Origin of the sequence: Paraburkholderia phenazinium (assembly GCF_900100735.1) — a bacterium.
In the GTDB taxonomy this organism is placed as follows: Bacteria; Pseudomonadota; Gammaproteobacteria; order Burkholderiales; family Burkholderiaceae; genus Paraburkholderia; species Paraburkholderia phenazinia.
In genome coordinates, this window is sequence record NZ_FNCJ01000010.1 from 224434 (window position 1) to 239239 (window position 14806).

The following is a 14806-nucleotide window of genomic DNA, read 5'->3' on the forward strand; positions in this document are numbered from 1 at the left end:
GAAACGCCGAATTAGTCTGAATCGAGTCTTGCAGTACAAATCGGGGTGTAGCTTAGCCTGGTAGAGCGCTACGTTCGGGACGTAGAGGCCGGAGGTTCGAATCCTCTCACCCCGACCAGATTTGAAAAACCGCGCAGCTTGCGCGGTTTTTTTTCGTCCGTTGTTTTTGTACCTGTTGGCCGGCTGCCGATGCGCCTCGAATCGGAACCGCCCTACGCCTTTTGGCCAGGCGGGCGCGCGCGGCCCCCTCTGCTATATTCTCCCCATCCTGCTCCCTACCAGTTCGCGACAACACGTGGAACAACTACCCTTATGGGCGCAGATAGGCGCGGTCTTCCTGCTGCTTATCTGCTCCAGTTTCTTTTCTATCTCCGAAACGGCGATGATGGCGCTCAACCGCCACCGCCTGAAGCATCTCTCCAACCAGGGCGTACTCGGCGCCAAGACCACGCAAGGATTGCTCGGGCGCACCGATGAGTTGCTGAGCGTGATCCTGATCGGCAACAACCTGTTCAACACGATCATCCCGGTGTTGACCACCTCGGTCGCGTTGCATACGTTCGGCCGCAACAACCTGGTGTTGTCGATCGCCACGGGCATCGTCGCGTTCCTGATCATTGTGTTCGCGGAGATCACGCCGAAAATTGTCGGCGCCACCTTTCCGGAAAAGATCGCACTGCCGGCCAGCCTGCTGATCGCACCGCTGATGCGCGCGACCAGGCCTCTCGTCTGGTTCGTCAATTTGTTCGCCAACGGCATCCTGCGCATCCTCCATATCAATACGAAGGGCGCGCACGACCAGCGCCTTTCCACTGAGGAACTGCGCACCATCGTGCTGGAGTCCGGCAGCTTCATGCCCACCAAGCACCGCAGCATCCTGTTGAACCTGTTCGATCTGGAGAACATCTCCGTCGACGATGTGATGATTCCGCGCCGCCGGATCGAGGCGCTCGACTTCGACGCGCCGTTTGAGCAGATCCTGCATCAGCTCGAAACCTGCTATCACAACAAGCTGATCGTCTATCAGGGTGACATCGACCGCGTGCTCGGCGTCCTGCATGTGCGCAAGACGCTGTCAGCGCTGCACAACCAGGAACTCGAGCGGGAGACGCTACGCGAACTGCTCGCCGAACCGTATTTCGTGCCGAGCGGCACGCCAGTGTTCCAGCAGTTGCAGTACTTCCAGGAGAGCCGCCACCGTACGGCGCTGGTGGTCAACGAATACGGCGAGCTGCAGGGGCTGGTGACGCCGGAAGACATCATCGAAGAGCTGATCGGCGAGTTCACCACGTCGATCCCGCGAAGCGCGAATTCGCGCGGCGGCTGGAATGAGGACGGCGAGTGCATCGTCGCCGGCAGCATGCCGTTGCGCGAATTGAACCGGTGGCTGCAGCTCACGCTGCCAACCGATGGACCGAAGACGCTAAATGGGCTGATTCTCGAAGTGCTCGAAGAGATTCCCGACGGCGATGTGTGCGTGCAGATCGGCGAGATCAAACTCGAAGTGCTGCGCAGTGACGATCAGGCGATTCGGACCGTCAAGATTTTCAAGCCGGGGACGCGCTCGGGGGTGGAGGGCAGCAAGGCGCTGCGCGTTTGAACTGGCGGGTGCATGGCGCACCTGGCCATCCGGTCGAATGGCGGTGGCGACCGGCGTAACGGATGATGGAGTCGTCATGTTCTACAGGCGGCTCCTGGCCGGTCTCCGATGTCATCCTCCCGCCGCTCAGCACCGGCTGCTCCAGCGCAGCGCCTCGCATATCCAGTTACCCCGGGCGGATCACCCTATCGCGCTAGCGTAGTTGAAGCCGAATCGGCCCCTGCTCCCGCCGCATCGGCGCTGTCAGCGTCCCCTACCCTCTCCGCCATCAACCCGTTTGCCGGCGCCATTCGCGACAACCCACACGGCCATAACACCGCGCCCGGCCTCGCCGATGCCGACAACACCCCCGCTGTCCGTCTGCTAAGCGACACGCTGCGCGAAGCCACGCGCCGCAACGCATCGGATCTGCATATCGAACCGGCAGAGCTTGGCTGGCGCATACGTCTGCGCATTGATGGCGTGCTGCATGCCATCGCTCAACCGCCCGCTCATCTGCGTGATGCCTTTATCACGCGCGTGAAAGTGCTGGCGCGCATGGACATCGCAGAGCGGCGTGTGCCGCAGGACGGCCGCCTGCGCATTGCGACCAGCCCCGGCCGCTTCGAGGACTATCGGGTCAACTCGCTGCCCACGCTGTTCGGCGAAAAGCTGGTGCTACGCCGGCTCGACGCGCTGCCCGCCACGCTCTCGCTAGATTCACTCGGCCTCAACCCCGCACAACGTGCAGCGCTTGAGGCGGCCATCGGCGCGCCACATGGACTCGTGCTCGTGACAGGCCCGACGGGCAGCGGCAAGACACTCTCGCTGTACTGCTTCCTGCAGATGCTGAATGCCGAGTCGCATAATGTCTGCTCGGTCGAAGACCCAGCAGAGATCCAGCTGGCCGGCATCAACCAGGTCAGCGTGCGCGAGAAGGCTGGCCTCACCTTTGCCGTCGCGCTGCGCGCGTTCCTGCGCCAGGATCCGGATGTGATCATGGTCGGCGAGATCCGCGATGAAGAGACTGCCGACGTCGCCGTCAAAGCGGCCCAGACCGGCCACCTGGTGCTCTCCACACTACACACCAACGACGCGCCCGCGGCCATCGCCCGGCTCATCGACATCGGCGTCGAGCCCTATAACCTTGCCGCCGCATTGCGAATGGTGACGGCGCAACGGCTCGTACGGCGGCTCTGCACGGCGTGCCGAATACCGGCGCCACAATCGGCAGCAGCGCTGCGCGCGGCCGGCTTCGCCGACGACGAGCTCGAAGGCTGGCAGCCCTACCTGGCGGCGGGCTGTGAGGCGTGCCACGGGATCGGCTTTCGCGGCAGGGTCGGTATTCACCAGGTGATGCCGGTATCGGACGCGATGCGCGAACTGATCGTCGCGAGTGCAGGTACCCATGCGCTTGCGCGCCTCGCGCACACCGAGCATGTGACCACGCTGCGCGACGCCGCGCTGGCGCGCGTGCGGGACGGCACGACCAGCCTCGCCGAAGCGCTGAGCGCTACCGAGCTCGCATGACGATGACGATGCGTGCAACCGGGACCGAAGCGCCCGACCTGCGCTTTGCGTGGCGCGGCGTCGACGCCGCAGGCACACCACACAGCGGCACGCTCATTGCGCCCGACGCGGATGCTGTGCGGGCCGTGCTCAAGCGCGACAAACTGTTCATCATCGAACTCACCGCGCGCGGGCCGGCGCCCCGTCCCCGGGCGCGCGCAACTGAGGTGACGCGCTTCACCCGTCAGTTGGCGAGTCTTCTGCGTGCCGGGTTGTCGCTTGCACCTTCGCTCGAGCTGCTGGCGCAAGCTCCGGCGCCGCGCCAGCAGGGCATGTCGCGCATCGTCGCCGCATTGGCGCGTGACATCACCCGCGGCCTGAGCTTCTCGGCCGCGCTGGCGCGGCACCCCGCGCAATTCAACGCGCTGTATTGCCAGCTTGTCGCCGTCGGCGAAACGGCTGGCGCGCTGCCTGCGGTACTGGCGCGCATCGCCGATGACCGCGAGCGGAGCGCCGCACAACGCGCCAAAGTGAAGGCCGCGCTCACGTATCCGGTCGCCATTCTGCTGCTGGCGCTCGGCATCACCGCGGCGCTGTTGATCTGGGTGGTGCCGACCTTCAAACAGATCTTCGACGGTTTCGGCGCGCGCTTGCCGGCTCCGACGCAGATCGTGATCGCGCTGTCCACGGCCACCGCGCGCTGGAGCGTGCCGGCGCTCGCGCTGGCGGTGGCGGCCGGGTTCGCGCTGACTTACGTGCTGCGACGTTCAGACAAGGCACGTGTGGCGATGGCTCGTCTATCGCTCCGCTTGCCAATCGCGGGCCCGCTGCTCGCCACCTTATGTGCTGCTCGCTGGAGCCGCGCGCTCGGCACGCTGCTGTCGGCCGGTACGCCGCTCGCCGACGCCTTTGACTCGCTGACTCACGCTACCGGCAACGCCTACTTCGATCGAGCGACAGTCGACATCGCAACCCGCCTGCGGCGCGGCGAACGCCTCGCCGCGGCGATGCGCGCCGTTCATTGCTTTCCCGCCGAGGTGGTTCAGCCCGTCGCCGTCGCAGAGGAGTCCGGTGCATTGGATACCATGCTGATCGACGTGGCGTCGCTCAGCGATCGTCAGGTTGACGAAAAGATCGGCACGCTTGCGAGCCTGTGCGAGCCGCTGGTGATCATCGTGTTGGGGACGCTGGTCGGCGGTCTCGTTATTGCGATGTATCTTCCCATTATTCAACTCGGCAACGTGGTGTAGCATCGCAGCCGAATCCAACTCTTTCGCCATGCCGGCTAACTACGCAACCGTGTCAGAAACTTCCTTCAACGCGCTTCATGGCCACTTTGCGGCCGGTCTCGGCGCCACCTTTGGCACCTTGCCGGCGGGCCTGCAGCTCACGTTTGCAATCGTTTTCGGTCTGGTGATCGGCAGCTTTCTGAGCGTGGTCGTGCACCGCTTGCCCATCATGCTCGAACGCGCCTGGCGCGAAGAGGTCTGCGACGCCACCGGTCAAACGCTCGAGGACGATGGCCTGCCAGTTCGCTACAACCTGTGGCTGCCGCGCAGCGCATGCCCGCACTGCGGCCACGTGCTACGGTCGTGGGAAAACATCCCAGTGGTGAGCTACCTGTTGCTGCGCGGACGATGCTCCGCATGCAAGGCCCCCGTCTCGGCCCGTTATCCCCTGCTCGAACTCGCCAGTGCCACCTGCGCCGCGGGTGCGCTTGTCATATTCGGCCCAGGCGCCATGGCGCTCGCCGCGTTCGGCCTGTGCGCGGCGTTGCTCGCCATGAGCGCCATCGACATCGACACGCACCTGCTGCCCGACTCGCTGACCCTGCCGCTGCTATGGGCCGGCCTGATCGTTAATTTCGACGGCATGTTTGCGAGCCTGTACGATGCAGTCGCGGGCGCAATCGCCGGCTATCTTGTACTGTGGGTGGTTCACTGGCTGTTCAAGCTCGTGCGCGGTGTCGAAGGCATGGGCTACGGCGACTTCAAGCTGCTCGCCGCGCTCGGCGCATGGCTCGGCTGGGCCGCCTTGCCGCAAATTGTGTTGATCGCGGCGGTGGCCGGTGCGGTCGTGGGACTCGCGGCAACGTGGCGCGGCCGCATGCGCTTCGAAGAGCCGTTGCCGTTCGGCCCGTTCCTTGCGGCCGGCGGCGCGCTTACCCTGTTTCTCGGCACCCCTCTCTATTTAGCATTCGGAGCCTGACGCATGTTTGCTGTGGGACTGACCGGAGGGATCGGTAGTGGCAAATCGACCGTCGCCGATCTTTTTGCCGCGCACGGCGTGGCGATCGTCGACACCGACCTGATCGCCCATCAGATCACCGCCCCGCATGGTGCGGCGATGGCGCAGATCGCCAGCGAATTCGGTGCTGCATTCGTTGCAGCAGACGGTTCGCTGGACCGCGCCCGCATGCGCGCACTGATCTTCAGTGATGACGAGGCGCGCCGGCGCCTCGAAGGGATCACCCATCCGTTGATCCGAACCGAGACCGAGCGCGCGAGGAGCGAGGCAAGCGGACCGTACGTAATGCTGGTAGTGCCGCTGTTGGTCGAATCAGGCACATGGAAAACCCGCGTGGACCGCGTATTGACTGTGGACTGCAGCGTCGAGACGCAGATCGAGCGGGTCATGCGCCGCAACGCCTTTAGCCGCGAGCAGGTACTGGCGATCATCGCCCGTCAGGCCACTCGCGAGGCGCGTCTGGCCGCCGCCGACGAAGTCATCGTCAACGACAATACCTCATTGGAAGAACTCAGCGCGCAGGTGGAGGCCCAGCATCGCCTCTATCTGTCGCTGGAGGGTGCGTAAGCGGTGAGCACGGCGCGGGCATGGCGTGGTTCCGGCCTAACGAAACACCGAGATACGCAGCGCCAACCCAGTCCACCCCCGCTGTCGCAATAAAGAGCAGTGACCACACTCAAACAGCCGCAAAACACGCGAAAAAACGTACGAAACCGCCCAGAAAAAGTGTGTGATTGCTAGGGTAGTCTCACGGCATTAGAATGTTCTGCATTCCCGTCACCGACCACGCCCGAGGCGAGCCCGCTTGATCCTTTACGAGTATCCCTTCAACGAGCGAATCCGGACGCTATTGCGCCTCGAAGACCTCTTCGAGCGCTTCACGTTCTTTCTGACTCAGGAAGATGCCAAGGAACATCACGTCGCGCTGACGACCTTGTTCGAAATCTCTGAGGTCGCTGGTCGCGCGGATCTGAAGTCGGATCTGATGAAGGAACTGGAGCGGCAACGGCAAACGCTCGCGCCGTTCCGCGGCAATCCGGGCATCGAGCAAAACGCGCTCGAGGCAGTGCTGGGCGAAATCGAGCAAACGCTCTCGGGGCTCTCGCAGATGCAGGGCAAGACTGGCCAGCATCTTGCAGACAATGAGTGGCTGGCCAGCATCCGCAGCCGCGCCATCATCCCGGGCGGAACCTGCAAGTTCGACCTGCCGTCTTACTACGCCTGGCAGCAAACGCATCCTGATCAGCGCCGCCAGGACATCGCCAAGTGGGTCACGCCTCTCCTGCCGTTGCGCGACGCTGCAACCATCGTGTTGCGTCTGGCGCGCGAGTCGGGTCAAGCCTCGAAGGTCATGGCCATGCAGGGAAGCTACCAGCAAATGCTGTCGGGCCGCTCGTATCAGTTGATGCAAGTGCGTGTCGCGCCGGAGTTGCGGGTGATTCCCGAGGCGAGCGCCAACAAGTACATGCTATGGGTGCGCTTCACGGTGCAGGACGGCGACTTGCGGCCGCGCGCGGTGGATGTGGATGTGCCGTTCCAGCTCACCCTGTGCAGCCTCTAACATAGTCTTCGTGCCTGTGCCGGCGGGGTCGCCTTTCAAGCAGCGAAAATGCCCCTATATTAGAGACTTGTCCCGTTTTCGATTGACTGCCCGACCGAATGATCACTGTCGTTAAATGCCCAACCTGCGCGAAGGAAGTCCGCTGGACGCCTGAAAACCGCTTCCGCCCGTTCTGCTCCGAACGCTGCAAGCAGATCGACCTCGGTGCATGGGCCGCCGAGAAGTACAAGATCGGCGGCACCGACGAAGAAGCGCCGTCAGACGACGAGCCGACCGGCGACTACAACCCGCACTAGGCGTAGCCCGCTGAACGCGCGCTCGCGAGACGCGGCGCGCCCCGCCAGGCTTGCCGGCCTGGCTGCCGCACCATGCTCAACCCCACTCGCCGCTATTCCGCGGCAAGCCACTCCAGCACCGGAATCGTTGCCGGCAACAACGGCGACACCTCCGCAGGCAGCGACTGCCAGACAAACGCCTGGCCTTCGCGCCCGTGCGGCTCGCCGGTCCACTGGGTCACCTTGCAGAAGTACAGCCGCACGTAGGCATGCGGGTAATCGTGCTCAAGGGTATGCCAGCGATGGCTCGCCGTGACCTCGATGCCCAGTTCCTCGTGCAGCTCGCGAGCCAGCGCCGCCTCGACCGATTCGCCCGGCTCGAGCTTGCCGCCCGGGAACTCCCAATAGCCTTCGTAAGGCTTACCGGCTGGCCGTTGGGCCAGCAGATAACGCCCGTCCGGCTGCACGAGCACGCCGACGGCCACTTCCGTGACCGGCCGGCTTTGAGGGCTTGCCGTAGCCGCGTTCGCCGTGTCCGTCATGCCTGCGACTTCCGGCCGGACCAGTCGCGGGCAAACTGCCATGCCACGCGTCCCGAGCGCGAGCCGCGTTCGAGCGCCCACACCAGTGCATCGCCGCGAGCCGATTCGACTTCCGCCGCGTCGCAGCCGAAGTGTTGCAGCCAGTGTGCGACGATCGACAGATAGTCATCCTGCTTGAACGGATAGAAGCTGACCCACAGCCCGAAGCGCTCGGACAACGAGATCTTTTCTTCAACCACCTCCCCCGGATGAATCTCGCCATCGGACGTATGTTTGTACGTATCGTTGTCGCTCATGTATTCGGGCAGCAGGTGACGCCGGTTCGAGGTGGCGTAGATCAGCACGTTATCGGACTGGGCGGCCACCGAGCCGTCGAGCGCCACCTTCAGCGCCTTGTAGCCGGACTCGCCATCCTCAAACGAGAGATCGTCGCAGAACACCACGAAGCGCTCCGGACGCTGCGAAATCAGGTCGACGATGTCGCCCAGATCGTGCAGGTCGTCCTTGTCCACTTCGATCAGGCGCAAGCCGTCTTTAGCGTACGCGTTCAGGCATGCCTTGATCAGCGAAGACTTGCCGGTGCCGCGCGCGCCCGTCAGCAGCACGTTGTTGGCGGGCTGCTTGAGGACGAACTGGCGGGTGTTCCGCTCGATCAACCCTTTCTGGCGATCGATGTTCTGCAGGTCGTCGAGTGTGATGTCCGAGATGGCCGGTACCGGCTGCAGGTAGCCGCGCCCCTGGCGCTTGCGCCAACGGAAAGCAACCGCCGCCGACCAGTCCACATCCGGCGTCGCAGGTGGAAGCACGGCTTCCAGACGGCCGAGCAGGGCTTCGGCGCGGGTCAGAAACTGTTCGAGTTTATCCATGACGAAAATTACGAACGATAGTCGGCGTTGATGCTCACGTACTCGTGCGAAAGATCGCAGGTCCAGATTGTGGCTTGCGCGTCGCCACGGCCCAGTACGACGCGAATCAGGATCTCTGCCTTTTTCATCACGCGCTGACCGTCTTCCTCACGGTACTCCGGATTACGGCCGCCCGCTTTCGCCACCAGCACATCGTCCAGATACAGGTCGATCTTGGCGACATCCAGATCCGTCACGCCGGCATAGCCGATCGCCGCGAGAATCCGGCCAAGGTTCGGGTCCGAAGCGTAGAACGCGGTCTTGACCAGCGGCGAGTGGCCGATCGCGTAAGCGATCTGGCGGCATTCGGCCACGTTCGAACCGCCTTCCACCTGCACCGTCATGAACTTGGTGGCGCCTTCGCCGTCACGGATGATCAACTGGGCGAGCGCCTGTGCAGTCTCAGTCACCGCATCGCGCAACGCCGCGTAGGCGGGCGAATCTGTGGACGTCACCGCCGGCAGGCTCGACTTGCCCGAGGCGATCAGGATGAACGAGTCGTTGGTCGAGGTATCGCCGTCGATCGTGATGCAGTTGAACGAGCGGTCCGCGACATGCTTGACCAGTGCGTCGAGCACAGGCTGCGAAACCGCTGCATCGAAGGCGAGGAAACCGAGCATGGTTGCCATGTTCGGCTTGATCATGCCCGCGCCCTTGCTGATGCCGGTCAGCGTCACCGTATGACCGTCGATCGTCACCTGACGCGAAGCGGCTTTCGGCAGGGTGTCGGTGGTCATGATGGCCTGCGCCGCGTCGTACCAGTGCGCGGCCTGGCGGTTCTCCAGAGCAGCCGGCAAGCCAGCCTTCAGACGGTCGATAGGCAGCGGCTCGAGAATCACGCCAGTCGAGAACGGCAGCACCTGCTCAGGTGCGATACCGGCCAGACGCGCCAGCTCGACGCAGGTTTCGCGAGCGTGCGCGAGGCCCGGCTCGCCGGTGCCCGCGTTGGCGTTGCCGGTGTTCACCACCAGCGCGCGAATCGCCTTGCCGCCTGCGCGAACCTGTTCGAGATGCTCACGGCACACCGTCACGGGCGCCGCACAAAACCGGTTCGACGTGAACACGCCACTGACCGTCGCACCTTCTTCGACGGAAATGACGAGCACGTCCTTGCGGTTCGGCTTGCGAATGTTCGCCTCAGCCCAGCCTAGCGTAACGCCGGCGACGGGGTGAAGTTGGGCGGGATCGATCGAGGGGAAATTGACAGCCATGGTCGCGACCTGTCTAAGTTGAAAATGCCGGCATCGAGCCGGCATCGGGAAATCACAAGAGGGTGAGACGGCGCGCGCCGCACCACCACGGAATCACCAGCAAGGAGCTGGGCAAAACGACGCGGCGCGCTTGATGCGCGCCGCTAGTTCAATTCAATCTCAAGCAATCTTGCCGTGGCACTGCTTGTACTTCTTGCCGCTGCCGCACGGGCAGGGGTCGTTGCGGCCCACCTTCGGCACGCCGTCGCCGAGCGGCTCGACCGGGGCATGCGCGCCGTGGCTCATGGCGTCGCCGATCATCGCGGCCGTCGCCGCTTCAGCTGCCACCGGAGCGGCGGCCTCGGCGAATTCGGCATGGCGGAACTCGACGTTCTCGAGATGGCTGCCCTGCTCTTCATATTGCTCGGCAGCCTCTTCGAGTTGTTCTGGCGACTGGATCTGCACGTTCATCACTACCCGCGTAACTTCGAGCTTCACCGCATCGAGCATCGCAGCGAACAGTTCGAACGCCTCGCGCTTGTACTCCTGCTTCGGGTTCTTCTGCGCGTAACCGCGCAGATGGATGCCCTGGCGCAGATGGTCGAGCGCGGCGAGGTGTTCGCGCCAGCTACGGTCCAGCGTCTGCAACATGATCGAGCGTTCGAAGCCGCTGAAGTTTTCGCGGCCGACCTGCGCCACCTTCGACTCGTACGCCTCATCCGCAGCAGCCGTCACCGCTTCGAGAATTTCATCCACGCTGATCGACGACGACTCGTTGATCATTTCCTGGATCGCCAGATCGAGCTGCCACTCGTTGCGCAGCACTTCTTCCAGCTCAGGCACGTCCCACTGCTCTTCGATGCTGCCCGCCGGCACGAACTGATGGACGATGTCGGTAATCACGCCATGACGCATTGCGCCGATGGTTTCCGTGATGTCGTTCGCCTCGAGCAATTCATTGCGCTGCTGATAGATCACCTTGCGCTGATCGTTCGACACATCGTCGTATTCGAGCAATTGCTTACGAATATCGAAGTTGCGTGCCTCGACCTTGCGTTGCGCCGATTCGATCGAACGCGTGACGATGCCCGCTTCGATCGCCTCGCCTTCCGGCATCTTCAGGCGGTCCATGATGGAACGCACGCGGTCGCCGGCGAAAATGCGCAGCAGCGGATCTTCCAGCGACAGATAGAAGCGCGACGAACCCGGGTCGCCCTGACGGCCGGCACGGCCGCGCAACTGGTTGTCGATCCGGCGTGATTCGTGACGCTCGGTGCCGATGATGTGCAGACCGCCCGCGGCCTTCACCTGGTCGTGCAGCGCCTGCCATTCGTCATGCAGCTTCTGGATGCGGCGTTGCTTTTCGTCAGCGGGGATGGAGTCATCGAGTTCGATGAAGGTCGCCTGCTTCTCGGCGTTGCCGCCTAGCACGATGTCGGTACCGCGGCCGGCCATATTGGTCGCGATCGTCACGCGCTGCGGACGGCCCGCTTCCGCCACGATCTCCGCTTCGCGTGCGTGCTGCTTGGCGTTCAGCACTTCGTGCGGCAAGCCTGCTTGCTTCAGCAAGTGCGACAGCAACTCGGAGTTTTCGATCGAGGTCGTGCCGACCAGCACCGGCTGACCACGTTCGTGGCAGTCGCGAATATCGCGAATCACCGCGTCGTAACGTTCCTTCGCCGTCTTGTAAATCTGGTCCTGCTTGTCGATCCGCTTCGGCGGACGGTTCGTCGGGATCACGACCGTTTCCAGCCCGTAGATCTCGTTGAACTCGTACGCTTCCGTATCAGCCGTACCGGTCATGCCGGACAGCTTCGCGTACATACGGAAGTAGTTCTGGAACGTGATCGACGCGAGCGTCTGGTTCTCGCTCTGGATCTTGACGTGTTCCTTCGCCTCGACAGCCTGGTGCAGGCCATCCGACCAGCGGCGGCCCGACATCAGGCGACCGGTGAATTCGTCGACGATCACGACTTCGTTGTTCTGCACCACGTAGTGCTGGTCTTTGTAGAACAGCGTGTGCGCGCGCAAAGCGGCGTACACGTGATGCATCAACGTGATGTTCTGCGGCGCGTACAGGCTTTCGCCCTCGCCGATCAGGCCCCATTCGGAGAGCAGGCGCTCCGCCTTTTCGTGGCCCGATTCCGTCAGGAACACCTGACGGCCCTTTTCGTCCAGCGTGTAGTCGCCCGGCTTTTCGACGCCCGTGCCGTCTGCCTTTTCTTCGCCAATCTGGCGTTCGAGCAGCGGCGGCAGCGCATTCATGCGCACATACAGTTCGGTGTGATCTTCGGCCTGGCCGGAGATGATGAGCGGCGTACGCGCTTCGTCGATCAGGATCGAGTCCACTTCGTCGACGACCGCGAAATTCAGCGAGCGCTGCACCCGCGCATCGGTCTCGTAGACCATGTTGTCGCGCAGGTAGTCGAAGCCGAATTCGTTGTTGGTACCGTAGGTGATGTCCGACGCGTACGCCTGCTGCTTCATGGCATGGTCCATCTGCGACAGGTTGATACCCACCGACAGACCAAGGAAGTTATACAGGCGCGCCATCCATTCGGCGTCACGCTGCGCAAGGTAATCGTTCACCGTCACGACGTGCACGCCGCGCCCAGCGAGCGCGTTCAGGTACACCGGCAGCGTGGCGACCAGCGTCTTGCCTTCGCCGGTGCGCATTTCGGCGATCTTGCCGTAGTGCAGCACCATCCCGCCGATCAGCTGGACGTCGAAGTGGCGCATCTTCAGCACACGCTTGCTTGCCTCGCGGCAGACCGCGAAGGCCTCCGGCAGCAGCTTGTCGAGCGACTCGCCGCTGGCGATGCGCTGGCGGAATTCACCCGTTTTGGCGCGCAGTTGGTCATCCGTCAATTGCTCGATCTGCGGCTCGAGCGCATTGATCGCCGTGACGGTCTTTTGATATTGCTTGACTAGCCGCTGGTTGCGGCTGCCAAAAATCTTTTGTAGAAAACCGGTGGTCATCGGATCGGTGTCTGCGTCGCGGCTTCGGCTGGTTCTCGGCATGCGGTTGGGCCACATGCGGGTCCGGGGTCGGAAGTGCCTCGGCGGCTTAGTCCAAGAGTGAATTCGAATCGGGCATTTTAGCACGCGGCCCAGCGTGCGCCTGTGACACAGGCGCGACGCAGGGACGCCGTGCTCAGCCCCAGCCGGAGCCCATCGGAGCCGGCCGGGAGCACATCCCGCGCGGTACAATCCCGGCGTGGGTGCGCATAGTGTGCACTCACGCCCTACTATCCTACATGAGCCGCTCCCCGTCGTTTTCAAGGCCGCCGCCGAAGCAGTTCAACACCCGCCGCCCGCAGCCGGTCGCCGAGGTGCTCAACCGCACCGATGCCTTTGCCGCCCTGCGCGCCGGGGTGGAGCAGATCGCCGCGCTCGAGCGGGACCTGCGGCAGTTGCTGCCCGACTACCTGGCCTCGAGCGTCGAACCTGGATTCATCAAGGACGGCGTACTGGCACTATTTGCTGCGCATAACGCGCTGGCGGCTCGCTTGCGCCATCTGGAGCCGCGTCTGTTGTCCGATCTGCAGCAGCGCGGCTGGTCAGTCAACGCGTTGCGGATCCGCGTGCGGCCGCAAGCGGTGAAAGAGCCGCCCCCCATCAAACAGGCCCGCATGACGCCGGCAGGCGCCGACGCCTTGCACGCGCTGAGCGAATCGCTCGCGCCCTCGCCCTTACAGGCGGCGCTCGCAAAGATGGCGGCGCGGCACCTGCGAAATCGCGAAACCAAAAAATAAGCGGCCCCGCAGGGCCGCTTATTTTTCATACGTTAGAAGCGCACGCTACGCGGCGCTCCCGCAGACTCAGGCAAATGCCGTTTGCGTATCGAACGCAAAGCCACGCGGTGCTTTCTGCTTGTCTTCGAAGGTCACGATTTCGTATGCGTCCTCGTGCTTCAACAGTTCGCGCAGCAGCGCGTTATTGAGCCCGTGGCCCGACTTGTACGCCGTGTACGAGGCGAGCAGCGGGTGGCCAACCACATACAGGTCGCCGATCGCGTCGAGCATCTTGTGCTTCACGAACTCGTCGTCGTAGCGCAGGCCGTCGTTGTTCAGGATGCGGTACTCGTCCAGGGCGATGGCGTTGTCCATGCTGGCGCCGCGGGCGAGGCCCAGTTCACGGAGCATTTCCACTTCATGCGCATAGCCGAATGTGCGGGCCCGGGCGATATCGCGCACGTAGGACGTATGCGCGAAGTCCACTTCCAGCGCCTGGCCAGTCTTGTCGACCGCCGGGTGACGGAAATCGATCGTGAATTTCAGCTTGAAACCAAAAAACGGGTCCAGGCGGGCGAACTTGTCGCCTTCACGGATTTCGACCGGTTTCGTGACCTTGATGAACTTCTTCGCCGCGTTCTGTTCCTCAACCCCTACCGACTGGATCAGGAACACGAACGTCGCGGCGCTGCCGTCCATGATCGGAATTTCTTCGGCGGTGACATCGACATAAAGGTTGTCGATGCCGAGGCCCGCGCAGGCCGACATCAAATGTTCGATGGTCGAGACACGCACGCCATCCTTCTGGAGCACGGAGGCGAGGCGCGTGTCGCCGATCGACGTCGTGGCCGCAAGAATGTCTACCGGGGTCGGCAAGTCCACACGTGTGAACACGATACCCGTGTCAGGACCCGCCGGGCGGAGCGTCAACTCGACCTTGCGGCCCGAGTGCACCCCGATGCCGACAGTCTTGACAATCGATTTGATAGTGCGCTGCTTCAACATGGTGATCTTCTGTTCGATTGAAAATCCCAATCGGGACTTTTTATTCCATAGCGCGAAGTATACTCCATTACCCTAAGGAGCGTCGTTGCACTGACGGTATCAATCTGTTTCGCTGCATTACCCAAGTTACCGAATGGGCAAAGCGTGACGGGCCGATGCCCGGAACGGAGGCGTTTCCGGACATCAGCCCGCGTTACGACTTGTCACACGAATGCCTTCTGGCCGTTGCCCTGGCACAACGAAGCGCCGGGAAAAAGGC

At 63.2% G+C, this 14806-nt stretch carries 13 protein-coding genes and 1 tRNA gene; 9 read left to right on the forward strand and 5 right to left on the reverse strand.

What is annotated here, in order from left to right; all coding sequences use genetic code 11:
• Window positions 1–41: 41 nt before the first annotated feature.
• From BLQ92_RS22600 to yacG, 8 genes are all read left to right on the forward strand, one after another.
• Window positions 42–118, forward strand: a tRNA-Pro gene (locus tag BLQ92_RS22600).
• A gap of 177 nt (window positions 119–295) precedes the next feature.
• Complete coding sequence (locus BLQ92_RS22605; RefSeq protein WP_090686756.1) at window positions 296–1600, forward strand: HlyC/CorC family transporter; 1305 nt, start codon at window positions 296–298, stop codon at window positions 1598–1600.
• Window positions 1601–1708: 108 nt separating this feature from the next.
• Window positions 1709–3109, forward strand: coding sequence for a GspE/PulE family protein (locus BLQ92_RS22610; RefSeq protein WP_244106245.1), 1401 nt, complete (start codon window positions 1709–1711; stop codon window positions 3107–3109).
• A 2-nt stretch (window positions 3110–3111) separates the two neighbouring features.
• Complete coding sequence (locus tag BLQ92_RS22615; RefSeq protein WP_090686798.1) at window positions 3112–4338, forward strand: type II secretion system F family protein; 1227 nt, start codon at window positions 3112–3114, stop codon at window positions 4336–4338.
• Window positions 4339–4366: 28 nt separating this feature from the next.
• A complete protein-coding gene (locus BLQ92_RS22620) occupies window positions 4367–5296 on the forward strand; it encodes a prepilin peptidase (RefSeq protein ID WP_090686757.1) in 930 nt (309 codons plus the stop codon).
• A 3-nt stretch (window positions 5297–5299) separates the two neighbouring features.
• The gene (gene coaE / locus BLQ92_RS22625; RefSeq protein WP_090686758.1) at window positions 5300–5902 is read left to right on the forward strand and encodes a dephospho-CoA kinase; all 603 of its coding nucleotides are present in this window, start codon (window positions 5300–5302) and stop codon (window positions 5900–5902) included.
• A gap of 238 nt (window positions 5903–6140) precedes the next feature.
• Window positions 6141–6896 (forward strand): cell division protein ZapD, encoded by a 756-nt coding sequence (gene zapD / locus BLQ92_RS22630; RefSeq protein ID WP_090686759.1) that lies wholly within the window; start codon window positions 6141–6143, stop codon window positions 6894–6896.
• Between the two features lie 98 nt (window positions 6897–6994).
• Window positions 6995–7192 (forward strand): DNA gyrase inhibitor YacG, encoded by a 198-nt coding sequence (gene yacG, locus BLQ92_RS22635; RefSeq protein WP_090686760.1) that lies wholly within the window; start codon window positions 6995–6997, stop codon window positions 7190–7192.
• Window positions 7193–7284: 92 nt separating this feature from the next.
• On the opposite strand, the gene BLQ92_RS22640 is transcribed toward yacG, so the two are convergent.
• The 4 genes from BLQ92_RS22640 to secA form a co-directional block, all read right to left on the reverse strand.
• Window positions 7285–7713 (reverse strand): NUDIX domain-containing protein, encoded by a 429-nt coding sequence (locus BLQ92_RS22640; RefSeq protein ID WP_090686761.1) that lies wholly within the window; start codon window positions 7711–7713, stop codon window positions 7285–7287.
• Entirely contained in the window at window positions 7710–8579 is an 870-nt protein-coding gene (locus tag BLQ92_RS22645; RefSeq protein ID WP_090686762.1) for an ATP-binding protein, read from the reverse strand. Before BLQ92_RS22645 ends, BLQ92_RS22640 begins: the two co-directional genes overlap by 4 nt.
• Window positions 8580–8587: 8 nt before the next feature.
• A complete protein-coding gene (gene argJ / locus BLQ92_RS22650) occupies window positions 8588–9829 on the reverse strand; it encodes a bifunctional glutamate N-acetyltransferase/amino-acid acetyltransferase ArgJ (RefSeq protein WP_090686763.1) in 1242 nt (413 codons plus the stop codon).
• 159 nt (window positions 9830–9988) lie between these two features.
• Complete coding sequence (gene secA / locus BLQ92_RS22655) at window positions 9989–12787, reverse strand: preprotein translocase subunit SecA (RefSeq protein WP_090686799.1); 2799 nt, start codon at window positions 12785–12787, stop codon at window positions 9989–9991.
• Window positions 12788–13065: 278 nt separating this feature from the next.
• Here secA and BLQ92_RS22660 point away from each other — a divergent pair, with 278 nt between their 5' ends.
• Window positions 13066–13563, forward strand: coding sequence for a DciA family protein (locus tag BLQ92_RS22660; protein WP_090686764.1), 498 nt, complete (start codon window positions 13066–13068; stop codon window positions 13561–13563).
• 66 nt (window positions 13564–13629) lie between these two features.
• Here BLQ92_RS22660 and lpxC read toward each other — a convergent pair whose 3' ends face one another.
• Window positions 13630–14547 (reverse strand): UDP-3-O-acyl-N-acetylglucosamine deacetylase, encoded by a 918-nt coding sequence (gene lpxC / locus BLQ92_RS22665; protein WP_090686800.1) that lies wholly within the window; start codon window positions 14545–14547, stop codon window positions 13630–13632.
• Window positions 14548–14806: the final 259 nt, after the last annotated feature.

Bases quoted from the DNA above. Each gene is read 5' to 3' on its own strand.
- BLQ92_RS22610 (WP_244106245.1), top strand. From the start codon at position 1,709: ATGTCATCCTCCCGCCGCTCAGCACCGGCTGCTCCAGCGCAGCGCCTC.
- BLQ92_RS22615 (WP_090686798.1), top strand. From the start codon at position 3,112: ATGACGATGCGTGCAACCGGGACCGAAGCGCCCGACCTGCGCTTTGCG.
- BLQ92_RS22620 (WP_090686757.1), top strand. From the start codon at position 4,367: ATGCCGGCTAACTACGCAACCGTGTCAGAAACTTCCTTCAACGCGCTT.
- coaE (WP_090686758.1), top strand. From the start codon at position 5,300: ATGTTTGCTGTGGGACTGACCGGAGGGATCGGTAGTGGCAAATCGACC.
- yacG (WP_090686760.1), top strand. From the start codon at position 6,995: ATGATCACTGTCGTTAAATGCCCAACCTGCGCGAAGGAAGTCCGCTGG.
- BLQ92_RS22640 (WP_090686761.1), bottom strand. From the start codon at position 7,713: ATGACGGACACGGCGAACGCGGCTACGGCAAGCCCTCAAAGCCGGCCG.
- BLQ92_RS22645 (WP_090686762.1), bottom strand. From the start codon at position 8,579: ATGGATAAACTCGAACAGTTTCTGACCCGCGCCGAAGCCCTGCTCGGC.
- argJ (WP_090686763.1), bottom strand. From the start codon at position 9,829: ATGGCTGTCAATTTCCCCTCGATCGATCCCGCCCAACTTCACCCCGTC.
- secA (WP_090686799.1), bottom strand. From the start codon at position 12,787: ATGACCACCGGTTTTCTACAAAAGATTTTTGGCAGCCGCAACCAGCGG.
- BLQ92_RS22660 (WP_090686764.1), top strand. From the start codon at position 13,066: ATGAGCCGCTCCCCGTCGTTTTCAAGGCCGCCGCCGAAGCAGTTCAAC.
- lpxC (WP_090686800.1), bottom strand. From the start codon at position 14,547: ATGTTGAAGCAGCGCACTATCAAATCGATTGTCAAGACTGTCGGCATC.